This window comes from Arthrobacter flavus, assembly GCF_039526005.1.
Taxonomy (GTDB): domain Bacteria; phylum Actinomycetota; class Actinomycetes; order Actinomycetales; family Micrococcaceae; genus Arthrobacter_D; species Arthrobacter_D flavus.
In genome coordinates, this window is record NZ_BAAAIJ010000059.1 from 1 (window position 1) to 24,830 (window position 24,830).

The 24,830-nt window shown below is 61.1% G+C and carries 25 protein-coding genes and 2 pseudogenes; 15 read left to right on the forward strand and 12 right to left on the reverse strand.

All coding sequences use genetic code 11. The features are described 5' to 3' along the window. Positions 1-59: 59 nt before the first annotated feature. Positions 60-302, reverse strand: a complete 243-nt coding sequence (locus tag ABD059_RS14960; protein WP_343881469.1) for a DUF4917 family protein — start codon at positions 300-302, stop codon at positions 60-62. A 131-nt stretch (positions 303-433) separates the two neighbouring features. Between ABD059_RS14960 and ABD059_RS14965 the strand changes: the two genes are divergently transcribed. After that, positions 434-1,617, forward strand: a protein-coding gene (locus ABD059_RS14965; protein ID WP_343881471.1) for an IS3 family transposase whose coding sequence is annotated in 2 segments (ribosomal slippage) — positions 434-698 and positions 698-1,617 — 1,185 coding nt in all. Because the reading frame shifts where the segments join, the coding sequence is not laid out codon by codon here. Between the two features lie 388 nt (positions 1,618-2,005). Here ABD059_RS14965 and ABD059_RS14970 read toward each other — a convergent pair. The 4 genes from ABD059_RS14970 to ABD059_RS14985 all read right to left on the reverse strand — a co-directional run bounded on the left by ABD059_RS14970 (position 2,006) and on the right by ABD059_RS14985 (position 5,348). Further along, the gene (locus tag ABD059_RS14970; RefSeq protein ID WP_343881473.1) at positions 2,006-2,581 is read right to left on the reverse strand and encodes a recombinase family protein; all 576 of its coding nucleotides are present in this window, start codon (positions 2,579-2,581) and stop codon (positions 2,006-2,008) included. 195 nt (positions 2,582-2,776) lie between these two features. After that, positions 2,777-3,772, reverse strand: a complete 996-nt coding sequence (locus ABD059_RS14975) for a TAXI family TRAP transporter solute-binding subunit (RefSeq protein ID WP_343881475.1) — start codon at positions 3,770-3,772, stop codon at positions 2,777-2,779. 66 nt (positions 3,773-3,838) lie between these two features. Next, complete coding sequence (locus ABD059_RS14980) at positions 3,839-4,759, reverse strand: NmrA family NAD(P)-binding protein (protein WP_165070248.1); 921 nt, start codon at positions 4,757-4,759, stop codon at positions 3,839-3,841. 10 nt (positions 4,760-4,769) lie between these two features. Further along, positions 4,770-5,348: a MarR family transcriptional regulator gene (locus tag ABD059_RS14985; protein WP_165070250.1), complete on the reverse strand. Its 579-nt coding sequence runs from the start codon at positions 5,346-5,348 to the stop codon at positions 4,770-4,772. Positions 5,349-5,439: 91 nt separating this feature from the next. On the opposite strand from ABD059_RS14985, the gene ABD059_RS14990 reads away from it, so the two are divergent. The 6 genes from ABD059_RS14990 (at position 5,440) to ABD059_RS15015 (ending at position 11,624) form a co-directional block, all read left to right on the forward strand. Further along, positions 5,440-6,924: an MFS transporter gene (locus tag ABD059_RS14990; RefSeq protein WP_343881482.1), complete on the forward strand. Its 1,485-nt coding sequence runs from the start codon at positions 5,440-5,442 to the stop codon at positions 6,922-6,924. 26 nt (positions 6,925-6,950) lie between these two features. Then, positions 6,951-8,138 (forward strand): epoxide hydrolase family protein, encoded by a 1,188-nt coding sequence (locus tag ABD059_RS14995; protein ID WP_165070254.1) that lies wholly within the window; start codon positions 6,951-6,953, stop codon positions 8,136-8,138. A gap of 251 nt (positions 8,139-8,389) precedes the next feature. Then, complete coding sequence (locus tag ABD059_RS15000) at positions 8,390-8,986, forward strand: recombinase family protein (protein ID WP_343881485.1); 597 nt, start codon at positions 8,390-8,392, stop codon at positions 8,984-8,986. Between the two features lie 7 nt (positions 8,987-8,993). Beyond that, the gene (locus ABD059_RS15005) at positions 8,994-10,379 is read left to right on the forward strand and encodes a Mu transposase C-terminal domain-containing protein (RefSeq protein WP_343881487.1); all 1,386 of its coding nucleotides are present in this window, start codon (positions 8,994-8,996) and stop codon (positions 10,377-10,379) included. Then, positions 10,379-11,191: an AAA family ATPase gene (locus ABD059_RS15010; protein ID WP_165070505.1), complete on the forward strand. Its 813-nt coding sequence runs from the start codon at positions 10,379-10,381 to the stop codon at positions 11,189-11,191. The genes ABD059_RS15005 and ABD059_RS15010 overlap by 1 nt, the downstream gene beginning before the upstream one ends. A 229-nt stretch (positions 11,192-11,420) precedes the next feature. Beyond that, positions 11,421-11,624: a hypothetical protein gene (locus tag ABD059_RS15015; RefSeq protein WP_343881490.1), complete on the forward strand. Its 204-nt coding sequence runs from the start codon at positions 11,421-11,423 to the stop codon at positions 11,622-11,624. 1,186 nt (positions 11,625-12,810) lie between these two features. Here the strand turns inward: ABD059_RS15015 and ABD059_RS15020 are convergent. After that, a complete protein-coding gene (locus tag ABD059_RS15020) occupies positions 12,811-13,653 on the reverse strand; it encodes an NmrA family NAD(P)-binding protein (RefSeq protein ID WP_343881492.1) in 843 nt (280 codons plus the stop codon). Between the two features lie 74 nt (positions 13,654-13,727). On the opposite strand from ABD059_RS15020, the gene ABD059_RS15025 reads away from it, so the two are divergent. Beyond that, positions 13,728-14,657 carry an AraC family transcriptional regulator gene (locus ABD059_RS15025; protein ID WP_343881494.1) on the forward strand — a complete coding sequence of 310 codons (930 nt, stop codon included), beginning with the start codon at positions 13,728-13,730 and terminating at the stop codon, positions 14,655-14,657. A gap of 90 nt (positions 14,658-14,747) precedes the next feature. Here ABD059_RS15025 and ABD059_RS15030 read toward each other — a convergent pair whose 3' ends face one another. Then, complete coding sequence (locus tag ABD059_RS15030; protein ID WP_343881496.1) at positions 14,748-15,125, reverse strand: VOC family protein; 378 nt, start codon at positions 15,123-15,125, stop codon at positions 14,748-14,750. Positions 15,126-15,350: 225 nt separating this feature from the next. On the opposite strand from ABD059_RS15030, the gene ABD059_RS15035 reads away from it, so the two are divergent. Together ABD059_RS15035 and ABD059_RS15040 are read left to right on the forward strand one after the other, a co-directional pair. Beyond that, on the forward strand, positions 15,351-15,875 hold the full coding sequence (locus ABD059_RS15035) for a recombinase family protein (protein WP_425546127.1): 525 nt from the start codon (positions 15,351-15,353) through the stop codon (positions 15,873-15,875). Positions 15,876-16,485: 610 nt separating this feature from the next. Next, positions 16,486-17,418: an MFS transporter gene (locus tag ABD059_RS15040; protein WP_343881498.1), complete on the forward strand. Its 933-nt coding sequence runs from the start codon at positions 16,486-16,488 to the stop codon at positions 17,416-17,418. Positions 17,419-17,512: 94 nt separating this feature from the next. On the opposite strand, the gene ABD059_RS15045 is transcribed toward ABD059_RS15040, so the two are convergent. Beyond that, positions 17,513-18,304, reverse strand: coding sequence for an SGNH/GDSL hydrolase family protein (locus tag ABD059_RS15045; RefSeq protein ID WP_343881500.1), 792 nt, complete (start codon positions 18,302-18,304; stop codon positions 17,513-17,515). Positions 18,305-18,445: 141 nt separating this feature from the next. On the opposite strand from ABD059_RS15045, the pseudogene ABD059_RS15050 reads away from it, so the two are divergent. Both ABD059_RS15050 and istB read left to right on the forward strand, forming a co-directional pair. Next, positions 18,446-19,045: pseudogene (locus ABD059_RS15050) on the forward strand (hypothetical protein); the annotation flags it as partial. Continuing rightward, positions 19,042-19,878, forward strand: a complete 837-nt coding sequence (gene istB / locus ABD059_RS15055; protein ID WP_343881502.1) for an IS21-like element helper ATPase IstB — start codon at positions 19,042-19,044, stop codon at positions 19,876-19,878. The pseudogene ABD059_RS15050 and the gene istB, both read left to right, overlap by 4 nt. A gap of 209 nt (positions 19,879-20,087) precedes the next feature. Here the strand turns inward: istB and ABD059_RS15060 are convergent, their stop codons facing one another. The 4 genes from ABD059_RS15060 to ABD059_RS15075 all read right to left on the reverse strand — a co-directional run bounded on the left by ABD059_RS15060 (position 20,088) and on the right by ABD059_RS15075 (position 23,160). Further along, positions 20,088-20,363, reverse strand: coding sequence for a hypothetical protein (locus ABD059_RS15060; protein ID WP_343881504.1), 276 nt, complete (start codon positions 20,361-20,363; stop codon positions 20,088-20,090). Positions 20,364-20,375: 12 nt separating this feature from the next. Next, on the reverse strand, positions 20,376-21,209 hold the full coding sequence (locus ABD059_RS15065) for a hypothetical protein (RefSeq protein ID WP_343881506.1): 834 nt from the start codon (positions 21,207-21,209) through the stop codon (positions 20,376-20,378). Between the two features lie 652 nt (positions 21,210-21,861). Beyond that, a complete protein-coding gene (locus tag ABD059_RS15070; RefSeq protein WP_343881508.1) occupies positions 21,862-22,413 on the reverse strand; it encodes a glycosyltransferase in 552 nt (183 codons plus the stop codon). A 72-nt stretch (positions 22,414-22,485) separates the two neighbouring features. After that, entirely contained in the window at positions 22,486-23,160 is a 675-nt protein-coding gene (locus tag ABD059_RS15075; protein WP_343881510.1) for a glycosyltransferase, read from the reverse strand. A 285-nt stretch (positions 23,161-23,445) separates the two neighbouring features. Between ABD059_RS15075 and ABD059_RS17780 the strand changes: the two are divergent. From ABD059_RS17780 to ABD059_RS15085, 3 genes and pseudogenes are all read left to right on the forward strand, one after another. Next, a pseudogene (locus ABD059_RS17780) lies at positions 23,446-23,619 on the forward strand (TetR/AcrR family transcriptional regulator C-terminal domain-containing protein); the annotation flags it as partial. 1 nt (position 23,620) lies between these two features. Then, a complete protein-coding gene (locus tag ABD059_RS15080) occupies positions 23,621-23,836 on the forward strand; it encodes a hypothetical protein (protein ID WP_343881512.1) in 216 nt (71 codons plus the stop codon). Positions 23,837-24,507: 671 nt separating this feature from the next. Then, positions 24,508-24,786, forward strand: coding sequence for a hypothetical protein (locus tag ABD059_RS15085; RefSeq protein ID WP_343881514.1), 279 nt, complete (start codon positions 24,508-24,510; stop codon positions 24,784-24,786). Positions 24,787-24,830: the final 44 nt, after the last annotated feature.

Here is a 24,830-nt window from a genome sequence, read left to right on the forward strand (position 1 = left end):
GAGTTTGAGACAATCAACAACATGGTGCTAGCCGCCTAAGAAACTATCAACCCCACGAGTCAACCAAACCGTGGGCAGTCCCCTACTTCAAAATCTTGGGTTTGATTATCCGCAAAAAACTGCTTTGCCGTAGAGGAAATGAGGCCTTCAGCGTCTGCTTGAGCTAATAGCGCACCGTACGTGAAACGATCTTGATCATAGGCAATGCTGAACCCATTTCCGAGCAGCAGATGAGGACCGTGTGCCAAGGCCTCCTCATTGACCCAGGCAAGGGCTTCGTCGTAGCTTTGCAAAGTTGTCATGTGAAAACCCCCAATAGTGATGAAAGATGGCGTGAGCTCCTACTTGCTTCGGGATCGCACTGAGCGGCCTAAGGATTTCGGACAGTGGGACCTCTTAAACTGAGGTTTCTACTGAAAGTGAGATCTGCAGTATGTCTGCATCGCGTCGCCGGTTTAGCCAGGAGTTCAAGGACGAATTGGCCCGGGAAGTTATTGATACGTCCAGGCCCGTGGTGGATGTCGCCAAGGCCTACGGGGTGGGGCCGGAGACCCTGCGGCGGTGGGTGATGAAATACCGCGAATCCCATGGTGGGACCGAGACCGATCTGAGCGTTTCGGAGCGTGCCCGGCTGAAGGAACTCGAGCGGGAGAACCAGGAACTCCGGGCTGAGGCCGCGTTCTTGAAAAAAGCAGCTTCGTACTTTGCACGGGATCCACGGTAGTGGCGAAGTACGAGTTCATCGACTCCCAAAAGAACACCCCAGGGGCCACGGACCCGGTGTGGAAGATGTGCCGGTGGCTGACTGTGTCGACCTCCGGATACTACGACTGGCTCTGCCGGCCCCGCTCTGCCACTGCGGCCCGCAGAGAGCTGCTGGCCGTGCGTATCCGGAACTTCTTCGAGGAAGCCGACGGGACCTACGGGTACCGGCGGATTCACGCGGACCTCGCCGCCGAAGGGACACTGTGTTCCCCGGAGCTGGTGCGCTCGATCATGCGTACCGAGGAACTGGTGCCGTGTCAGCCGCGCCCGTTCCGGGTCACCACCGAGGCAGACGCTGAAGGTGCTGCCGCGGTCCCGGACCTGGTGAGAAGGGACTTCACCGCGGACCGACCTGGCGCGAAGTTCGTCGGCGACATCACCTATATTCACACGTGGCAGGGCTTCATCTACCTGGCCACCGTGATCGACTGCTATTCGAAGAAAGTTGTGGGCTGGTCCATCGCCGATCACATGCGCACCGAGCTGGTCGCGGACGCCCTGACAAACGCTGCCCGGACCAACCGGGTGGAGGCAGGCGCAATTTTCCACTCGGATCGCGGCAGCGTTTACACCTCAACCATGTTCAGGACATTGGTCACCGATCTGGGTATGCGATCTTCGATGGGCCGCACCGGGGTGTGTTGGGACAACAGTCTGGCCGAGAGCTTCTTCGGCGCCTTGAAAAACGAACGGGTCTACCGGACCGTCTACGCCACCAAATTACAGGCAAAACGGGACGTTATTCGCTACATCGAGGGCTTCTACAACAGCCGCCGCCGGCACTCAGCCCTCGATTATCGCCGACCCAATGAAGTCCACTACAGTTACCAGCAGCCAGCCCTGGCAGCGTAGAGAAAACCACCAAATCCGCTGTCCGAAATCACCGCAGCAGCTCACACGGCGATCATTCCCGTAGTTCAGTAGTCGGCTCAGCTACCTATGAAATAGCGCCGATTCCCAATTGACACGAGCTTACTCTTTGGTGACGCATTCATTCCGACACTTGCTCGGACCTAGTTGCGTCACCTCCCTACCGCCCATTGTCGTTTGAGTCGTGTACGGGCGAATAAGGTGGTGACCACATTCTTGGCAGGGAGCCTCATCAGTCAGTTCTTTCCACCCTGACGTTCGACGGGGCTTGGTAGGGGGCTTTGGTGGGCTAGTAGGTCCTGTGTATTCAGTCATTTGTCCTCCATGGGTGTGAAGCCCTGAGTCTAAGGGGTTGCACCTGCATAACGTCTTAGGGCACCGTGCGCTGGAGGATCCTGTAGACCGTGGACCTGGCAACTTTGAAGAGTTCGGCGATTTCGGTGGTGGTGTGTTGTCCTCCCTTATATAGGGAGATGAGGTGTGCTTCTTGGCTCTTGGTGAGTTTGGGTTGTTTGCCGCGGAGCTTGCCTTTGGCTTTGGCGACTTGCATGCCTTCGCGGGTGCGGGCGCGGATGAGGTCTGATTCGAATTCGGCGACCATGGCCAGGACGTTGAACAGGAGCCGGCCGACGGGGTCGGTGGGGTCGTGGACGGATCCGCCGATGCTGAGCTTCACGTTTCGTTTGGTGAGGTCTTCGATAATGTCTCGGGCGTCGGGGAGGGAGCGGGCGAGTCGGTCGAGTTTGGTGATGACGAGGGTGTCGCCGGCGCGGCAGGCGGCGAGGGCTTCGCGGAGTCCTGGTCGTTCGCGGTTGGTGCCGGTGAGTCCGTGGTCGACGTAGATCCGGTCTTCGGGGACATTGAGTGCGGCGAGGCCGTTGCGTTGGGCGGTGAGGTCTTGTTCGTTGGTGGAGACGCGTGCGTATCCGATGATGTGTCCGGCCATAGGTCTCACTGTAGCGCTTGAGCTACCTAAGCGAGACAGTTTTACGGGCGGGGTAAACGCGAATATTGAAACCTAGGTTTGTGACTTTTGTCGTTCCATGGCGGCGTTTTGTTATCGCTGGGTGGCGGGGCCGACCGCATTGGCAGCTAGCTGGATAGAACGCGCAAGCCGCCCGGATATTGCATGCAGTGCGTGTTACGGCTTTACGGGGTACCCGATCTCCTGCCAATACGCGCGAGCGGCGGGATGCAGGGGGACGTCGAACGGGCTCGCCGGAGAGTCGGTCGTCATCTGTTCGAGAGGCAGGGGTGGCTGATTCTCGGGTCCGATCTGCCACACGATTCGATCTTTGGCCCGTTCGAGACCCGCGCAGAACTGACGAACGAGTTTATCGCTTGCGTCTATGCGGCAGTAGATCGGCCAGCCGCTGTAGTCAAGGGTCTGGATGTCGCCGGGCAGGGTGGGGTACGTGGCCTTGTCGAGAATGCCGCGACGGAAGCCGAGGGCAATGAGTGTGGCGAGGTGGTCGTTGTCGATGGGGAGGATGCTGGCGCCGGCGGCAATGACATCATTGGCCCAGATGATCGTGCCTTCTTCGAAGATGGCGTCGATTTCACCGTTCTCGAGGCGTCCGATTCGGGTGGGGTGGTTGGGCATTGGCTGGTCGTAGAACACCGTCCCGCCCCACGCGACGATGTCGGCGAGGCTGAACCCGTAGGTGCTGAGGACCACGTCGATGGACATGGCCGTGACGACATCGAGTGAACCGCGAACCGACACCCGAAGGGGATACTTCGCTTCGGCGATATCGGCCAGGCTTTCGAACCCGAGTCGGTTGGCGACGGCGAAAGCGAGCTGGTCGTAGTGCGGAATGACAGCGATGGTCGCCAGGTCCAGCGGGGATGGGAAGGGGCCGGTACCGAGTCGTGCCATGTTGAGCATGACGACCGGATTCAACGTGGCAATGTCGAGGCGCCCGTCGGCGACATCCACGATGCCATCAGGGTCGTTGACGCCGAGGAAGGAAACAGCGGCGTCTTCCGGGTTCTCGGGGTTCGACATGGACACCGAGACGGCCTTGTGGGTCCAGGTGTCGCTAATCATCATCTCTCGGGCGACGTCGAGCATCAGCATGGAGCGAAGGTTCATCGGGTCGATGGCGGGCTTGCCCCAGCTTCTCTTGTCAGGCATGACCGTTTCTTTCATCGTTGTTCGCGGTGATCGTGTTCCACGGGGGTGGGATCGTCGAGGGGGCGATTACGCCGTTGTCGATTCCCTCTGCTGAGTGAGGTGCTCCTGGAGGACGTCACGGACCGTGGTCCAGGTGTGGGCGCCGTAGCGGTCGTTGTCGAGATGGCGCAACTGCGCTTGGCCGCTGAACATGCTGACGAAGTACTGCATCCCTTGCCAGGCGGGGAACGTCTCGTCGGGGTTCTTGGACAGGCGTTTGCCGACCTTGCTCATCGCGGACAGGGTCCCGGTGGTGCCGGCCCACTGCAGCTTGAACGGCGTCCCGGTGAGCTCCGTCATCGTTCGGGCGATGTCCCGAGCCGTCACCTGCGCGCCGGCGATCTCGATGACACGGGGTGCGTTGTCGTCAAGGGCCGCGAGAGCGGTGACGCGGGCGACGTCGTCTTTGGTCGTGAAGTCGAGGATCTGGTCGGCGGAGGACCAGAAGAGAACCCGCCGACGGCCGAAAAGGATCATCGGCGCCTCGTCGGTGAGCAGGTCGGTGAACATCCCATTGAGGATCGAGGTCGCTTGGATGGGGGCTGCGTCGACGTCGGCTGCGAACTCGCGTCGGATCTCGAAGTTGCGGTTCGTACCAGGGGCGATCGGGCGGTAATCGGCGGAAAAGTCCGACGGGATAAACCGGGGTACTCCTGCGGCGACGGCCGCCTTTAGAAGGGCGCGCTGCGCGTCGACGATCACGGGCCGGATACCGCTGACGGCCGACACGACCACGTCGACGCGCGTTGCGGCAGCGGTCAAGGCGGTGTGGTCGGAGTACGCGGCACTCACGACCTCGATCCGGTCGTTGCCTGCGAAGAGTGCGGTGGTCGTCGCGCTGCCGGGCCGGGTGAGGACCCGGAGGTGGACATCGTGCTGGAGGAGTTCGCGGACGATGCGTTGGCCGAGGTCACCGGTGGCGCCGGCGACGAGGATGCTGCTGGTCATGACGGGTATCTCATTCTTTTGAGGTCGAAGGGAGCGACCGGCGGGATCGTTCCGGGGACGCGAGAGGGTATTCGTGGGTTGCCCGGGCGTCGGCGATGCACGATTCGACGGCACCGGCACCAAGGGCGACCTTGGCCAACAGGCGGCGCAGCTGTTCTTGCTCGTCGGGGCTCAGATCTCGCATGAGGACCCCCTCGACGTCGCGGAGTGCGACGCGTGCGGATGCCAGCAGACTCCTGCCCGCATCGGTGGGGTGCACCTGACGGATGCGACGGTCGGTCGGGTCCGGGCGACGCTCCACATGTCCGCCTGCCTCGAGGGCGTCGATCACGTATGTCATCTGGGTCTTGTCGATTCCGAGACGGTGAGCGAGAGCCAACTGCGAGGAGGGTTCCTCGGTCGTGATCGACACCAGGACCTGGTATCCCCGCGGTCCTCCCGGGACCTCGGCAACCGCCACCGTGGCCGACCGTGAGAAACCTTGGTACATCACCGGCAGCGCCCAGCCGAGTTCGGTCTCGATCCCGGCGGCGCCCCAATCGATTTCGGGCAGCGACACGGGTGCACCGACAGTCGAAAAAGAGTTCATGCCAATATCGTAACCTGAATAGATCGTCTTGTGCCAAGATGATCCCAGAGGTTGACGAATTGCGTCGGGCCAACACGCGACAGGAGACACGATGAACACGGCAAAACTTGAGCCGGGACGGGGCTCCCAAATCCGAGAACGACCTCATTCCAGTAAGTGGTGGGTTCTGGCGGTGTTGTCCCTGGCGCAGCTGATCGTGGTGCTGGACTCGACGATCGTGAACATCGCGCTTCCCCGAGCGCAAGAAGCCCTCGGCTTCAGTTCCGCCGACCGTCAGTGGGTTGTCAGCGCGTACGCCCTGAGCTTCGGGGGCCTGCTGCTTCTCGGCGGCCGGATCTCCGACAGGTGGGGGCAGAAGCGGACATTGGTGATCGGGCTCATTGGCTTCGCTTCCGCCTCGTTCGTCGGCGGGGCTGCATCATCTTTGGCAATGCTCGTCGCCGCACGGGCAGCGCAGGGAGCTTTCGGAGCGGTGCTCGCCCCGGCAGCGCTCTCTCTGCTGACCATCGTCTTCCGTGAGCCGGCCGACCGGACCCGTGCGTTCGGCGTCTTCGGCTCCGTCTCCGGCGCCGGCGCGGCCGTTGGACTTCTGCTTGGCGGCGCTCTGACGGAGTACTGGAGCTGGGCGTGGTGCCTCTGGGTCAATGTGCCACTGGCCGCGATCGCCGTCGTTGGCGCCGTGATCTTGGTTCCCAAAACAACCGGAAGCAGCCATGTTGTTCTCGACATTCCTGGAGCCGTGGCTGTTGTCGCGGGAACAGTGCTTCTTGTTCTCGGATTCACCCAAGCGGAAACGTCCGGTTGGGCGGCAGGCTCGACCATCGCGCTGCTTGCGTCCGGCATCGTCTCGCTCGGAGTGTTTATCCTCATCCAGCGTCGAGGCACCCATCCGCTGCTGCCTCTCCGCGTGGTCATGAACCGCTACCGCGGCGGCTCCCTGCTCGGGGTCTCCCTCTCGGCCATCGGCATGTTCTCGGTATTTCTTTTCCTCACCTTCTACCTGCAGGACACTATGGGCTTTACTCCGCTGGTCACCGGGCTGGCGTTCCTGCCCATGATCCTTGGCATCACCGTCATGTCGATTGCCGTGGCCCCGCCGTTGCTGCGCCGGTTCGGGCCTCGAGTCCCGATCGCTGCCGGCTCTCTCCTCGGCGGCGCCGGTCTTCTCTGGCTGTCATCCCTCAGCCCGGAAAGCAGCTACGCGACGACCGTTCTTCCCGCTCTCGTCGTTCTCGGCATCGGCATGGGTTTGATCTTCGGTGCCGGGTTCAACTCCGCCACCGCCGGAGTCCACCTAGAAGACGCGGGTGTCGCCTCCGCCCTGGCCAACGCCGGCCAGCAGATCTTCGGCGCTCTCGGAGCCGCGTCCCTCAGCACCATCGCCCTTCAAGCATCCACATCCGCAGGAAACCTCGGCCGGGCGGCCGCCGCTGTCGCCGGCTACGACCGCGCATTTCTGGTCGCCGCGATGGTCTTCTTCGTCGCAACGATCGCCACAGCAGTGCTGATCCCGAAAAACGCACCCGTCGATCCCAATGCCACATCCGACAGCCCCGCTGTCCCAGTCCACTTCTGAACCGACCCCAAACGAAAGACAACAGAATGAACCGCACTGATACCGCCGCCATCATCCCCTTCACCCTCGACATCCCCCAGGCAGATCTCGATGACCTCCGCCAGCGCCTTCTGAACACCCGATGGCCCGACCAGGAGACCGTCGGCGACACTTCCCAAGGCCCCAAGCTCGAGAAGATCAAAGCGCTCGTCGAACACTGGGCCACCAGTTACGACTGGCGGAAGACCGAGGCGCTGCTGAACAGCTGGGGCCAGTACATGACGAACATCGATGGCCTCGACATCCACTTCCTCGACATCCGCTCCACCGTGCCCGGAGCGCGGCCACTGCTGCTCACCCACGGATGGCCAGGCTCCGTCCTCGAATTTCGGCACGCGATCAGCGCCCTCACGGACCCGGAGGCCCACGGCGGCACGGCTACCGACGCGTTCCACCTCGTCATCCCCAGCCTCCCCGGGTTTGGGTTCTCCGGAAAACCCACCGAGACCGGCTGGAACCTCAAGCGCACCGCCAAAGCGTGGACTGTCCTCATGGAGCGCCTCGGATACACCACCTGGTTCGCCCAGGGAGGCGACCTCGGCGCCTCCGTCACCTCCGAACTCGCCGCCCTCGAATCCGCCTCGAACATCGGGCTCGCCGGGATCCACCTCAACATGGCGTTGTTCATGCCCACCGACGACGAAGCCCGCAACGCAACGCCCGAGGAACAGGCGATGATGCAAGAAAGCGGCTACTACTGGCAGGTCCTCTCGGCATATTCGCAAGAAATGTCGACCCGGCCACAGACCATCGGTTACTCCCTCACCGATTCACCCGTCGGCCTGGCGTCCTGGATCTACGCCATGTTCCAAGACGTCGGCGGATCCCATGACGAGCACGGTGACGCCGAGAAGCTATTCACCCTCGACGAGATGATCGACGACATCATGCTCTACTGGCTTCCCAATACCGCAGCCTCGGCTGCTCGCATGTACTGGGAGTCCAACAAGACGGGCTGGGCCAACCCCGGCACCATCCAGGAACCCCTCACGGTGCCCGTCGGGCTCAGCATCATGCCTGGCGAGTACGTCCGCCGATCCCGCCGCTGGGCCGAGAAGCGTTACACGAACCTCGTCCACTTCAACGAGGTCGGCCGCGGCGGGCACTTCGCGGTTCTCGAACAACCCGATCTGCTCGTGGCTGACATTCGAACCACGTTCGGCCAAATTCGATAGGCAACTGACGCTACTGGCGTCCCTCTCATCGAATTAGATGGGGCGCCAGTAGTGGCGACGGTCGCTCGGGCCGCGGCCACCCCTGATTTAGCTGCCTCAGAAAAGTAAAGCTTTCCGAGGCACGGGAAACCTGCTCCGAGCTTCCCTGGGAAGTGGCGGATTTCCGGGGCGCCGTTTGTCTTGGAAACATGTCTTACCGTCAAGTGTCTTTCGCACGCGACCTCTAGCAGTTTCTGAGGCACAATGGCCAGGTGAGACATCTCGGGTACACACGGGTCAGTACGAGAAGCCAAGACGCGAAGTTGCAGGTCGACGCCTTGGTTAAATCGGGCGTGCAGGAGCGTGACATATTTGCCGATGTCACCTCGGGTAGTCGGACCGCGATCACACGTCCCGGGATAAAGAAACTCCTCGACTACGCCAAGCCCGGCGATACCGTCGTCGTCTGGAGGGTCGATCGACTCGGACGGTCCCTGATCGATGTGCTGAACACGGTGAAGCTCCTCCGGGAGCGGGATGTCCAGGTGAAGAGCATCTCGGATGGCATCGACCCGTCGACGACGTCGGGCCGGCTGATGTTGAACATGCTCGCGACGTTGGCTGAGTATGAGCGCGAGCTGATCACGGAACGAGTGAATGCCGGGATCACGGCTGCTCGGCAAGGCGGCACCAGGTTCGGCCGGCCCCTGTCAGATCCCGTCGTGGTCGCAGACAAGCTCAAGCTCGTCACCGAAGCCAGGGCAAAGGGCCGGACTGCGGAAGACGCCGCGAAACTCGTCGGCTGGAGCCGGGCCACCCTTTACCGTCACCAGCAGGCCTTCGCGGCCCGCGAGAGCACCACCGTGTAAGTGGCTCATGGACGCGACGGAGCGGTGGCGTGTTCTTCGGCTTCACGTCGAAGACCAGATCCCGCTCGCGGTTCTGGCCCGGGAGACCGGGATCGCTGCTCGAACGTTGCAACGGTGGAACCAGCTCTATCGGGTAGGCGGTGTCTCGGGCCTTGATCCTCATCCCCGGGCAGATAGGGGTGTCCGCCGAACGGCGCCGGAGACGGTGGCGTTCATCGAGCGGTTGGCGCTGACCCGGCCGCGGCCCGCTCTGGCGACTCTGCACCGCCTCGCCGTCGCCGATGCGCAGAGGCAAGAACTGCCGGCCCCGAGCTATGCGACCGTTCGGCAGATTGTTGGCGCGCTTGATCCGGCCCTGGTCACCCTGGCGCTCGAGGGACCGGTGTCGTATCGGGATAAGCACGAGCTGGTTTTCCGCCGGCGCGCGGAACGGCCCAACCAGACGTGGCAGTCCGATCACACCGAGCTCGACATTCTTCTTGTCGGAGCCGACGGGAAACCGGACCGGCCGTGGCTGACCACCGTGATGGATGACTACTCCCGTGCTATCTGCGGATACATGGTCTTCACCGGCGCCCCCTCGGCCATCAACACCGCCTTGGCTCTCCGGCAGGCGATCTGGCGAAAGACGGACCCCGCGTGGGCGATGTTCGGGATCCCCGACGTCCTGCACGTGGACCACGGCTCCGACTTCATCAGCCACCACCTCGAGCGAACCGCCATCGCTTTGCACATCAGGATCATTCACTCGACGGTCGGCCGCCCCCAAGGACGAGGAAAGATCGAGCGGTTCTTCGGCACCGTCAACACTGAACTCCTCAGCACTCTGCCCGGGCATCTCGGACCCGGCGCGAAGTCACCCAGCCCCGGGCTTGATCTGCGTGGCCTTGACCGTGCCATCGGCGACTTCATCGCCACCTACAACGACAGGCCGCACAGTGAGTTGGGTATCTCCCCGCGGGACGCGTGGGTTGCCGATGGTTGGCTGCCGCGGATGCCGGAGAGTCTCGAGGAACTCGACGGGCTGCTCCTCACCGTTCCGAAGAACCGAGTCGTGCAACGCGACGGCATCCACTTCCAAGGCCAGCGCTACTTGTCCCCAACTCTGGCGTCGTTCGTGGGCCACACCATCACGATCCGGTACGACCCCCGCGATGTCTCCGAGATCCGCGTCTACGACCGGGACACCTTCATCTGCACCGCCATCGATGAAGCCCACCCGAACCTGCGCCTCAGCCTCCTCGACATCGAAACCGCCCGCCGAGCACGACGCAAGCAGCTGCGTCGCGCGATCAACGATCGCATTCCGACCGTTGCCACCCGCGAGGAACCTCGCACCCCCGAACCCACAAAGCGGCGGCCGAAGTTGCGCACCTACGAAGAGGACGAGTGATGAACCAGGCATTCATCGTCACCAAAGAGCACCGACGCTTCACCGAGTTCGCCAACGCTGTGCGAAAGGAGAAGACCATCGGGATCTGTCACGGTGCCGCTGGCGTCGGAAAGACCAACTCTGCGCGCCGCTACGCAAACTGGGACGCCCTCGAGCCCTACATCAACGAATGGGGCCCCAGAGGCGATCACGACGCGAAGCACTACGCCCTCGCGAACCGATCTCGCACCGTCTTCTACACACCCGAAGTCCTCTGCCGACCCAAAGATCTGATGCATGACATCGATCACTGGCAGGTGAAAGTCGGGATCTGCGCCGACGAGCACCTGAGATCCCTCAGCCCGGACGCAGCGACCGCAAAACAGAGTGACGTCACTCGTCTTGTGGAACTGCTGATCATCGACGAGGCCGAGCGACTCACGCCCACCGCCTTGGAACTTCTCCGGGACCAGCATGACCGCACCCACCTGGCGATGATATTGATCGGCATGCCCGGTATCGACGAACGATTCCGCCACTACCCCCAGCTCTACAGCCGGCTCGGCTTCTCCCACCATTACCGTGCCCTCGGCCGCGAAGAGCTCCTTTTCGTCCTCGACCGCCATTGGAAACGACTCGGCAGGACTCTTGACCCTGACGATTTCACCGACGCCCAAGCAATCGCGGCCATCGAACGCATAACCCGAGGCAATTTCCGACTCCTCGAACGGCTCTTCCCGCAGATAAATCGGGTGCTCAAGATCAACCAGCTCGACACCATCACCGATGACGTCGTCGAAGCCGCCGCCAGCATCCTCGTCATCGGCAGCTAGCGCCACGCAGCGATCACAAAACGCCGCCATTTGCCGATCAACTCCACACCTAGGTTTCATATGGGATCTTTGGCGGCGGGGGAGTGGCGAAAATGTGTCGCGGTGAAGGACCGTCATACGGACGCATTCGGGGGTGCTTTTTGAGGGCACTTCGGCAACCAAATTCCGAGTCGCTGACGCGCCACTCTGATGAGATTGTTCAGCCTTGCTTCGGTCCGTAGGCTGAGGCATGAGCAAAACCATTAAGCGCGGATTATATTTGGTCCTTCTCGTTGCGATGGGCTTCTTCGCTTACCAAGCCCTGGGGTGGCTTGGCATTCTGTCCGTCGTGGGAGGTGGTGCCCTGGGTGCGATAGCGATGATTCCCATCAACCGCAAGGCACGAAGGGCACGAGAGACCGAGATCAAGGCGCCCGTGCGCAACGATGGCTGATTCCCCCGAGGGATGCTTGTACGCGACATAGGGGCTCGTCCGGACCGGATCAATTTGAAGGACATTGCGTGCGACTGTTGGCCAGGGACGGCGGTTAATCGCAGCTTCAGTTGGCCGTCCTGTCGTCCCATTTAGCGATCGATGCTTACGGTACGAATGCGTCCTCCGAAGATTGCAATCCGATCCTAAACCGGCCTTGCCCGAGGTGAGCTGCTGACTAACACCATACGCTTCACATTATGAATGCTGATGAGAATCTCCGATCCAAGGTGCTTTGGGCTCTGCTATGCGGGCTGGTTCTTTTGTTGAACGCATTGAACTATGCGCTTCAGTCAGGGCAATGCACTGACTACATTCCTGAGTCTGGTGCAACGTCCACCTGCTCATTGGAACCAGCGATTGGATGGCCGGGGAGTGTTCTCTTGGCGCTCGTCAGTCTCGTCGTGCTTGGGTACTGCATCAGTCGCTTGCTCCGACCATCCCGCGGACCGATCGGCTAAGGGGCATCAGGGAAGGTTGGCCCAATAGGCTCATCAATTCTGACCAATAAAAGGTCTAGGGCGAGATGCGGGAATCCTCATAATTTTACAAAACCTGCCGTTGCGTTGAAAGATCCTGAATGGGCCACTAGTTGGGTGGCTATAGGGCGTCGTGGTCGGTACGGGCATGAGCCGATAATTTTGGCGGGGTTTCTGGATTCGTTCCTGTTGCATCAGATAGCGCGTCGCCATGCTTCACTATTTCCACACCCACCGAATCCCACTCATGCAGCACGGAGCCTGCAGCGGGATGCTGCCAGGTTATGTAGAACAATCCCGGCCATGCCAAGGCCCCAATGGGGGGTCCGTCGGGATCTGGATTAGCAAGAGTGACACCGGCTTCGAACGCGATGTCTCGGCCAACGTGGAATGGCATTCCGATTACGTTGGGAACGACGACGGTTTAGATTTGCGCGTCTCCATGCCATTAAAGGTACTCCCAGGAGCCTCGTCCAACCATGGACGCTGAAGAAGTACCTGGACATCGCTTGGCGATGTACCGAAATCGTTCGTATTTGCTTCAGCACCGCAGCCGTCCCAAAGTGGAAGTCGCAACGCTGAGTGGCGCCGTTTTCGCAGCCGTACGTGGCGTGTTCTACTTTGCGTTCAGCTCCCGACTGCTGCCTTGCAGGGCTTCGCTTGGGAAGTTACTTGCCCCTGGGGGTGGTTTCGCGTTCGACGACGACGGCGAAAGGCGTTGCAGGTCGACCGAGGATGCGTGCTACTTCACCGGTCGGCTGAGCACCCTTGCCCTCGGCAATCTCGGTCATCAGGTGCGCCAGGAACCCCGCGTACTGGGCCGGCATACCGTGCGACGTCACCTCCTGAATCCATTCAGTGGCCGCCGCGGGCTGGTACTCAACGAGGTGCCCGTAGGCGCTGAGGTGCTCAGCGATGTCCCTGTGGGTGAGGGCTTCCGGGCCGGTGATGTTGTACTGACCGCCAGCATAATTGGTCGGGTCGAAAAGGGTGGCCGCGGCGACGGACGCAATGTCGTACGCATCGATGAAGGCCTCCTTGCCTTCTCCCGCCGGCAATGCCAGCTGCCCTGTCGTGAGCGCGTGGGAGAACGACCCCTCGGTGAAGTTCTGCATGAAGAACGACGGGCGCAGGATGCTGAAGGTCAGTGATTCCGCCGCCATCAGGTGCAGTTCTACCGCACGCAAAGCGACTTGCTCAGGTGCATACTGGATGCCCCCAGCGCTGAGGAAGGTGATGTGCTCGACGCCTGCCTGCTGTGCTTCGTCGATGAAGCCAGCCACTATCGGCGCGAAGTCAGCCGGCTGCTCCGGAGGCACCAGGTATAGGCGCTGGACGCCGGACAGAGCGGATCTGTACGTCGATGGGTCTGTCCAGTCGAAGAACACATCAGCACGGGAACGGGCAGCGGTCCGTACTGGCATGCCTGCTTCGCGCAGGATGTGAGCGATTCGGCTACCGGTTTTACCGGTACCACCAAGAACGAGCGTGAGGGCGTCAGAATTAGTCATAACCCAAGTGAACACCCCACCGGTCTGGACGGTCGATATTTGTTGCGCTACTCAGCATGTGCGATCGTCTAAGAATGGATGTACTGGCGGATCTGCTGGACCGAGCGCGGGCACGAGGGGCTGCTTTCGCCTCAACTTCGATATCACGCGCTGAATGGGGGTTGCGGTTCACGCCATCCCGTCTGTCTATTCACGTCATGATCGCCGGGGAAGGGACCATCACGACCAGCACGGGCGAACACGTTCTGCGACCCGGCGACATCGCCGCTATCCGTACTACCGATCCCTACAGCCTTTCTGCGGGACCATCCGCACATATCGTCGATCTTCCACAGTTCCTGGCAAGCCCCGACACCAAGGAAACAGACGGTGTCTTCGTGGTTCAAGGGGAAGGTCCCATTACCACCTTCCTCTGCGGCGCCTACCTGTTCGAGGGCGACCTGTGCAGCTCACTGCTGGAGGGTCTCCCAGAAGTGATCATCGTCCGAGCCGAGCATGGCGCCCCCACCAGCAGCGTCGTCCAACTCATCGAACACGAGCTCCGCACCATCTCTCCGGGGAAGCAGACAGTGCTGGATCGTCTACTTGACGTGCTGCTGATCAGCGTGATGCGTCACCAGTTCTCTTCACACCCGCAAGGAGCCCCTACCTGGTACACCGCACTGCGGGATCCGGCCGTCAAGACGGCTCTGCAAGCAATTCATGGGTCACCCGCCGAACCCATGACGGTCGCATCGCTGGCACGATTAGCCAACGTCTCTCGAGCTACCTTGGCGCAACGCTTCACAGCCCTTGTGGGTGTTCCGCCCCTGACCTACCTCACTTCGTGGCGCCTACTACTTGCGAAGGAACGACTACGCGAATCAGATGAACCTCTTCATCTGATCGCCCGCGGCGTGGGTTACGGATCTCCCTACGCCTTCGGAGCTGCTTTCAAGCGAGAAACCGGCACCGCACCAGGCATGTGGCGCAACATCCACCGGCCCGTGATCAGACCCTTCTAGGCGGCGAGGCTATCCCGGAAATGGACGAGCTCACTAGTCACGCTGCGTTGCGTTTGGGTACACGTGGCGCAACAGCGGCCGGGAGAGGCTCTACCGGTGGGAGCCCCATTCATGCACGACTGCCTCGAGGTTGTAACCATCGGGATCGGTGACGAAAGCGCCGTAGCAGCCGGCGTGGTATTCCGGGCACAATTCGGGTCCCCGGCGGTGCACAGCACCAGCCGGTAGAGCGGCGACGTAGAAACTCTCGACGGTTGCTCGATCACGAGCGCTGAATGCCACATGCACGTCATGTTCGGGAGGGCGACCGGGGTAGAGCCAAAGGTCAGGCTTAGCTGAGTCACCAAGACCACAACCATCGGCTGAGTGCATCAATACCTGGTAACCCAGCGGTGCAAGCGCTTGCTCGTAGAACACGATGCTTTGAGCGAGATCCTTTACGCGGATGCCTAGGTGGTCGAGCGCCATGCGGACTACTGTTCCACGGGAACCTTGACACAGCAACGAAAGTCTTCGTTGCAATGGGGTACACCCCAAACAGACGTAAACCCGACGTAGCCCGGCCCCAACGAATACGTGTCAACCTGAGGTCCGAATCAACATTTCTTGACACATGAGCGGCGGACACCTGACACTATTGGGGCGGATGGGAACAATGACTGGTCAAACTTTCGGTTACGTGCGGGTAGCACATTGGACCAGAACACGAACCGGCAACTCGACGGCGAGCAGCTCGACCGGGTTTTCACCGACCAGGCATCTGGGAAGGACCAGAACCGTCCACAGCTGGAAGCCCACATCGATTTCGCCCGCGACGGCGACACCGTCCTAGTGCATTCAATGGATCGCCTGGCCCGGAATCTCGACGACCTCCGCGCCATCGTCCGCCGACTCAACAACAAGAAGGTGAAGGTCGTATTCGTGAAGGAAAACCTGACCTTCACCGGAGACGACACCGCGATGGCCACCTTCCTACTTTCCGTCATGGGCGCCTTCGCCGAGTTCGAACGAGCCCTCATCCGAGAACGGCAACGCGAGGGCATCACCCTGGCCAAGAAGGCCGGCGTGTACAAAGGCAGAGGCAAGATGTTGAACGCCGAGCAGGCGGCCGCGCTCATTCGACGCGCCGCCGCTGGCGAAGCGAAAGCCTCACTCGCACGAGAATTCGGGGTCAGCCGCCAAACCGTCTACCAATACCTTCAACCAGAGCCCAAGTAGAACCCCTGCAGTCGAACCGTGCAGGCCTGTACTGCGCAAATGGACGCCCTGTGCAGACGAGTATGGACAGCTCACCGCTCAAGACCCGCCTGGTCAACCTTGGAAACACGCGGCCCGCTGTGCAAGCGGGTACTGAAAAGGACAAGCGGCGGCGTCTCGTCTTGGTGTGTTGCAACCCAAGGCTTACAAGACGTCAAACCGCCAAACGAAGCTGTGAAAAAGCCGCCATTCTGAGCTAACAGTCACAGGAACTGGTCTCCACTCGCGTCGACATTCTCAAACCATCGCGGCTTCCTCATTCGCGGCGGTGTCCCGTAGGCATCCTTGATGGCCTCTCGCGCTCTTCGTAAGACCCGCTTGGCCGTCATGGGCCTGTTCTTAATTGCCGGGTTGGCTCTGGCTATGTGGGTAGTGAACATCCCAGCAATACAGGCATCGACCGGGTTGTCACATGGACTTCTTGGTGGGCTGCTTCTCCTGCTGGGTTTGGGATCAGTAGCTGGTATGCAGGTCGTGGGTTTTCTCATCGATCGGTGGGGGAGCCGGTTGACCACGATCGTCGGGTGCCTGGTCCTCGCTGTGGGTGTGCTGCTACCGGGATTTGCCCAGGATGCGTGGGGGGGTTGGTATTGCCCTGTTCGTCCTTGGCTTCGGCGAGGGCGCGGTTGATGTGTCGAAGAATGATCAGGCGGTGCGTGTTGAGCGCGACTGGAACAAGCCCATCATGTCCAGCCTGCACGCCTTTTTCTCTGTTGGTGCTGTAGTTGGAGCTGGCGTCGGGGCTATGATGCAGAGCTTCGACCTTCACCTCTTTTGGTCCTTGGGCTTCGGTGCAGTGGTCGTCCTCGGGGTCATGGGCGCCTCCATTCGATACCTGCTGCCGCCCAGCGGGCCAGGTGAGATCGAAGCGGTGGTATCAGCCGCGGAGGATGTTCCGGTGCGGGACGTACGACGGAGGATCGTGGCCTTGGCGGCGCTAGCGTTCTTTCTCATGTTGGCCGAGGGCGTTGCTCATGACTGGTCGGCTTTGCACGCAGTGCAAGACATCGATGCATCCGAAGCCGCGGGCTCACTAGCGTTCGGGGCTTTCGCCCTCGCGATGACAATCGACCGGTTGTTTGCAGACAGGGTCTCTCACCGGATCGGCCCGGTGAGGGTCGTCAGGTACGGGAGCGCGATTGCAGCCGGTGGGATGCTCATCGTGATCACTTCCACGATGTACCCGGTCACCCTTGCTGGTTGGCTTGTCTTCGGACTCGGGCTCTCCGGCACGGTGCCGCAACTCTTCACTGCTGCGGGGAACCTCGGAGCAAAAAATCAGGGGCAAGTGATGGCCCGAGTGGTGAGCGCGGGGTACGTCGGCCTTCTCGCAGGCCCCGCAGTCATAGGATGGATCTCCCACCACACAGGCTTATCGACCGCCTTTTTCCTACCCTTCGTACTGTGTCTCGCAGGCACCCTCCTCGCCCGCAACGCCGCACCCCTAGCGCCGCGGCCCTACTCCCGCGTCGACCCGGTACCACGAGTAAGCATCCGGGCATGAAGATTCAGAAACCTAGAGACCTATCGCTGAATCGGACCGCGAATACCACCGGCCATACCAGCCATACTTAAAAACTAGGCATCGGAACATATAACTAGGCCGGGCCGCCTGTAGTTACCCATCGTTTATCCATTGATTCGACCACGCTTAGCGTGGGTAACTTGGCCGTCCGTCCATCACCCGATGAGCGCCCACGTACCCGGCGGCTAACCCAAGGCAGCACGTAGAACCACCACCACTGCGCTTCGGTGCGCAACGTCCGTGAAGGCCGTTCGCCTTTCAGCGCCGTGTTCCAGTGAGAGGCGCCGGCAAGACCAAGTGCGTCAGCTGCACCAAGAGCCAGGCGTTCGTGACCGAGTTCGGCGAGGTGGAGACGATCAGCCGCCCATGCTCGGGAGTCTTCAAAAACTGTTTCGTCGGTGCTTGCGAGCGGGACGACGCCCATCTGTTCGCACAGCTGTTGGTAGATGTCGTTCAGGCGTCGCCGACGAGAATCGATGACGCTTCCTGCGGGGGAGACACCCGTCAAATTTGGGATCGGAATAAACATCACTGTGGTGTCCGACTCTTTGAAGGCTGCGACCAGTTCTGCGAGGCTAGCTTGAAGAGCATGGAAGTCGACGCGGGGCCGGAGAATATCGTTCATGCCCGCGGTGATAGTGACGAGATCCGGAGCAAAGCTTAACGCTCGGCCCAGCTGATGATCGCGGATCTGGTTTGTCTTGTATCCGCGGACGGCGAGATTCGCATATTCAACCGGTCCGTTTCCGACTGTTAGTAGACCTGCAAGGCGGTCAGTCCATCCGCGTGGCGTTCCGTCCGGCCAGGGGAGGTCGCCAACTCCCTCCGACAAACTATCCCCAATTGCAATGTACCGATAGCTCATGGTGGTTCCCTTCGAATGCGATGGACTTCCTCAAAAGGAACATAACCTCGTCGCCGATCAGCTATTCACTGACGAACAGGAAGGATCGGCCCTGCTTCTGAGCGTAATTGGTGTGGCTAAGGATAGTGCTTGTCAAGGGCGATTGCGATGTGCCCACGGGTGACCAGCCTAGCGGCCAGCGGGCAATTCCGTGGCCGCCACAAACCTGGTGCTTTCCCTGGCTCGACCGCTCTCGCCCAGGCACGCGCCTCAGGGTCCTTTACCTCCGCGCATGAAGCATTCTGGGCACCAGCCCGCCGCACAGACGGAGACTCGCAGGCCACGCGGGAACTGGTGAGCGGACTGTTACTACACCGATCCATGGCCGCCAGCCACGTCACCGCCGGCATAGAAGCGGTCCTGACAGTCGGGGCGGTCACCGCCGACGTCGTCGCTGTCGAAGCACACCGAGCCGCCACCGAACGCCTTTCCACCGAACGCCTTGAACCCATCACACCTGTAGGCAAAACAGCCTTCATCGCGCGTCCAGCTGCCGGTGAACGGCACGTTCTTAGCCTCACGCAACGCAGACTGGCCGACCCGGCCGCCGTTATCGCAGGCTTGCCACCGGACACGCGCCCACTGCCCTCCGTTGCGGGCTACGACGAGCTCCTCACCAGACGAACCTCTGATCCAGCTCGCGATCAAACTGACCGAAGGCCTACCGGAACGACCCGACAGATGAGGGGAACCATCACATGAGCCCTATCAACACCAACCCGATCACCGTTTCATCAGCCCTTTGCCGCCGGCGTGGGCTGACCGAGGAAGCAGCGACAGCTGCGGTCGAGCAGGCCTGCCGTCGGCTACGGCTCCCCACCATTCGTGCCGTTCTCGGTGAGGCACTCACCGTCGCGGGTAAGGAACAGCTCTCCTACCAGGGATTCCTCGCCGAACTGCTGCTCGCCGAATGTGATGACCGAGACCGCCGCTCATCCGTACGTAGGATCAAGTCAGCGAACTTTCCGCGCGAGAAGTGGTTAGGAGACTTCGACTACGACGCGAACCCCAACATCAACCAAGCCACCATCACCACCCTCGCCCCCGGAGACCGGATCCGCAAAAGACAACCACTCTGCCTCATTGGGGACTCCGGGACCGGCAAGTCCCACCTGCTCATCGGGCTCGGGACCGCGGCCGCCGAGAAGGGATACCGGGTGAAATACACGCTCGCCACACGGCTCGTGAACGAACTCGTCGAAGCCGAAGACGACAAGATCCTCGCCCGCACCATCGCCCGCTACGGCCGGGTCGACCTGCTCTGCATCGACGAACTCGGCTACATGGAACTCGACAAACGCGGCGCCGAACTGCTCTTTCAAGTCCTCACCGAACGTGAAGGGAAAGCCTCCGTCGCGATTGCTACCAACGAATCGTTCTCCGGCTGGACCCGCACCTTCACCGACCCGAGGCTCTGCGCCGCAATCGTCGACAGGCTCACCTTCAAAGGAACCATCCTTGAAACCGGCACCGATTCCTATCGTCTTGCCCAGACCCGCAGCCAGCATCTCGCTGATGACGGAGCGTCGATTTAGAGGCGGTCCTTCCAACGACAAAATAGCTGTTGCCGGCACCTCAGGACAGGTGCCGGCAACAGCGTGGTCAAACTGCGAACGAGCGGAGAATTCTTGTGTGGAAACAGACTATCCCCACGTCAGGAACACTTTCGTCGTTAAGCCACACCCCATCGCACCACCTTCATGAAAGCCCGAGGATAGGCGGGCGAAATCTCCCTTTATTGGAATTAGCGTCCAAGCTTTTTGAGTAGCTTGTATCGTTTCCGGCTGAGCCTCCACAAGCTGAACGAGTGGCGCGCCTGAATCTTCCCAAGCTCTACCATGTCGGGAAGACCCTCCTCGGCTAGTTTCTTGCTCACCACGTCCTTGTCCTTGACCTCAACCGACTCGATGATGGCGTGGGAACGCTTGACAGGGTCTGACTTTAGCGGGTGCTCGGCGATAGCAGCGTCGATAGAGTCGAGCCTTTTCTGAAGCTCCTCATGGGGATGCTTATTCTGCATAAATCAATCCTCCTATTTTCCCCGGAGGCAGGCAAGAATAGCCAAACCCAGTGCCCCGCCAATGGAACCTGGCGAACCGGTCGTGATGATTCTGGTTATTTGCGGCCCACTGAGCGTTAGGCCAGCGAGGCACCTGTATACAGCCGGGAGAAACCAAACCGGATCAGCAACAACCGGGTACGCGAAGTCCCCTGCCGCAGCGTGTTCGACAGTCTGTGTCAGCGTCGCTCCTTCCACGGAGTAGCTTGTCGGAACGTCGGCACCATTGGCGTCCACCGCCCACGCGTCGCCCACAATAAGAGCGCTGCTGCCATCGGCATTCACAACTGCTGCTCCGTCTCCAATCAGCGCGAGCGTTTGACCTTCCTCGAGAACAACCTCGTATGAGTATTGAACCGGAGCGTCTGCGCCCGCAATCGTCGTCAACATCTGTACGCCCAGGTCGCTGACGATAACCGAGTTCGCACTCGTTTCCCCCGGATACATCACAGTGCCGTCGAAATGTGTGACAGGTGACTCTGCCGATGAAGCATTGGGGAGCTTGATGTTGAAGCGCTCACCGTCCTCACCCCTCATTGTGATGCCATCCGAGAGGTCGGACGGAATCGTAGCCTCACCGTTGCTGAACTTGGTAGTTCCGGTGCCGCTGGCAACGGAATCGAGAAGCAACGAGGGATTGGCGTTTTCGACGTTTGCGAGTGATTCGGTGATCACGCCGGACGACGCCTCGGACTGGTCGGTGCCCTCAGCAACAGCGCCTGCGGGTGATGCCAGTGTGGCAAAGACTAACGCACCCACCACACTGAGTGCCGTCGACCGTAATGTTGCTTTGGCTCTAAGTTTCATTCGAAACATCCCCTAGTGTTTCGATGCCTCAAGAATGCTTGCGGCATCTAGTTTCGACGACAGATTACGCGGTGATTAGCGGCCCCGACGCCCGAAACTTAAGCCTAATTGCATCCGTAATTCGCGCCATGGGGTCATAAAATATTCAGGAAATTGAAAGTTTTCTTCCAGTAAATTCTGGTATGTTTCCGCTTTACAGCTCGTTAGGAGAAGCTGGGATGACCGATCCGACCCACACCCAGGCCTCCTGACTGTGAATGGAGACCCAAACAGTACCCCGCCAGTTCTATCGACCATCCGGAAGCGGAGTTCTACGAAAAATGGCAGTCACAACTCTTCCAGCCTGCGGTGGGGTGGGCTCAAATGAAACTGCGGTTAGTCCACTGGTGAGTCGTCGAAAGAGAGTGGTGGGCTCAAGTCAGGCTGCGCAAGTGGTCTCCACCCGCGTTGACATTCTCAAACGATTGAACGCGTGATTATCTTCGCTTCGGATCAAGAGGGCGAATGGTTCACCCTCACCCCCTTCGGAGGGGTTATCTCCTTCCCTGAAGGCACGGAACACCCCCTCGATCTCGAGCCCAACCCAACCTAGTACGCGTTACTTATGCAAGATGTAGCTCCGCGCATAGTTTTGCAGGCCCAGGTGTTGCGGTTAGGGATCGCTGAATAGGACGACAGGACCGCCAACTGAAGCTGCGATTAACCGCCATTCCTGGCTAACAGTCACAGTAGCCGTCCGCAGCGCGGTCGCGACGGATGCGGTTCCGTCTTCTGTTGCGAGCTTTGCCGCCAGTTGGCGTGCTCGTGCGGCGTAGGCCGGCGTCGTGGTGGCCTGCGTGATGGCGTCGGCCAGCCGTTCAGTGTTGAGTTTTTTGTAGGGGACCGGTTGCGGGCCCGCGCCGAGGGACGTGATCCGTGCGGCCCAGAACGGTTGGTCCGTATAGATTGGCACGCTGACCGTCGGTACACCAGCGCGCAGCCCCGCTGCGGCGGTCCCCGCTCCGGCGGTCCCCGCTCCGGCGTGGTGGACGACAGCGGCCATCTGGGGGAACAGCCATTCGTGCGGAACAGCACCGATACTGATGGCATTGGGTCCGGAGACACCTTGTACGCCCTGCAGTACCGCGCGAACCCCGGCACGGCGCGCGGCGTCGAGCATGAATTCTGCGTCCAGGGCCGCACTGCTTCCAAAGCCGATGAACACCGGGGGTGGTCCATCCGCGAGGAACTCGACCAGCTCCGCAGGTGGCTGCCAGCCCGGCTCGACTTCCGACCACTAGTAGCCGGTCATGGTGAGCCCGGATCGCCAGTCCGCCGGGCGCGGGAATACGGTGGGGCTGATGCCGTGAAGAATGGGGCTATTGGTTTTCCTTCGGGTACGGTCGGATGCGGACCGGGCCTTTTTGGGTAGGCCGAGCGTCTGGCGGATGCGGGCGCTCGGGGCATCATAGGGTGCTTTCCCAGCGGATACGAGAGACCCGAGAGGTTTGTTGCCGACCGAGCCGAGGCTGCGGGCCGATCCCAGAGTCACGGGTGGATAGGCGGTGCTGGGTTCGATCGGCTGCAAGTGGGCACCGATGGCGGGGACACCGATGGCCTCAGCAACACCGTAGGCATAGGGGGCGATCGCGTTGGCCAGGATCACGTCGGTACCGGCCTGGGCCGCGGCAAGGGCGCCGGTCGCGGCCAGGTCCATGTAGTCGCCGAGTTCGCGCAGGCACCTGCGCAGATCCGCGCCGGTGGCCTTCTTCCCCGGCGCGGCGGGGCTGACCAAGTGGCTCATATCTCCGGGCAGTTCGCGGTGCTCACACCCGGCTGCGGTGACCAGCGGGGCATAGGCGGCATTCGCCGCGATTGCGACGTCAAAGCCCAAGGCTTGAAGTCTGCTGCCGAGCCCGGCGATCGGGGCGACATCCCCTCGGGTTCCTGGCGTAATCATTAGTACCCGCATAACACTCCTCATTCCGGTATCGGGCCGGAACCGGAACACTCGCGCGCAGGAATTGCCGCGGCGGCGATCGATATCGCCGACCGGGACGGCCTGACGGCGGTGTCCATCCGACGAGTGGCCGCCGGCATCGGAGCCGGCGCAGCGTCCCTGTACCGGTATCTTAATTCGCACGACGAGCTCATCGAACTCATCGTTGACACGGTCAGTAGTGAATACGACCTTGACCCCTCCGATGAACCACCGCCGATGCAGTTGCTGAATCTGGCACGGCAAGGCCGGGCCATTATGCACCGGCACCCGTGGCTGGCTCCGCTGCTGCTAACCCGGCCCTCAAAGGGCCCCAACGCTCTCAAATATCTGGAGCGAGCCTTGTCCGCCATGGAGCCGGTGGACATGCCAGGGCCCGCCAAGCTGCAGACCGTGGCTATGATGACGGCCATCACCTCCGCCTTTGTACAAAATGAGTTGGCATCAGCCGACAACTCCGGGACGGGCCTCGACGGGGCGAACGTGCCTGCAGTACCTCTCCGATGTGGTCCAGTCCGGGAATTACCCGCTCCTGGCGGGCGCACTCACCGGGCAACACGAACCCAAGAGGCCAGAAGAAGTGTTCAACAGCGTCATCACCAACTACCTGGCGGGCGCGGGCCTCCAGGTCGCAGCCAGTCCCGCCTGAGGGCACCTGAAGCGCCAAACCAAGCTGTGAAGACCCGCCATTCTGAATTAACAGTCACAGGCAGCCTCCAGCGCTTTCGCGACGGGCACGGTTCCGTCTTCCGTTGCGAGCGTTGCTGCCAGTCTGCGTGCTCGTGCGGCGTAGCCGGCGTCCTGGTGGCCTACGTGATGGCTTCGGGTCCGGACGCACCCTGCACGCTCTGCAGTATCGCGCGAACCCCCGCACGGCGCGCGGCGTCGATCATGAATTCTGCGTTCAGGGCCGCACTGCTACTAAAGCCGCCAAGCTGCACACCGTGGCCATGATGACTGCCATCACCTCCGCCTTTGTACAAAATGAGTTGGCATCAGCCGACAACTTCGGGACGGGCCTCGACGGGGCGAACGCGCCTGCAGTACCTCTCCGATGTGGTCCAGTCCGGGAATTACCCGCTCCTGGCGGGCGCACTCACCGGGCACCATGACCCCGAGAGACCAGGAAAGACGTTCAACAGCGTCATGACCAATTACTTGGCGGGCGCGGGCATTTAGGGCACCATCGGTTCCGCCTGAGCGGACCTGAACCAAATCCGTGGCTGCAGGAACACGGCAAATGATGCCCTCGGCGACTAGATGTACTGAGACAGGACAACTAGACTCGCTGACACGTAGCCGCGCCTAGTTGGGGGAACAATGGAGTCAACGGCCAAGAAGTGTATTCAATGGGGTGTCCTTTTGGTCATTGCTGGCGGGTTTGTGCTCGTTCTGCTTCCGTCACTGATCCTTCTACTTGCCCAGACCGCGGGCCAGACAGCAGTCATCGGGGTTGGCGCAGTAGACGTTGTTCTCACGTTGGTCCGCTGGGCGATGATACCGATGGGTACGACCCTGATCGGGGCTGCCATCGTAATCCGGGCACTGGCCCCAGCACTTGAGCATCCTCGTACTGATCACACGTCCAACAACACCTAGGCTCCCTGCGTAAGCAAAGAAATCGGGACAGAAAAGGTGCACAA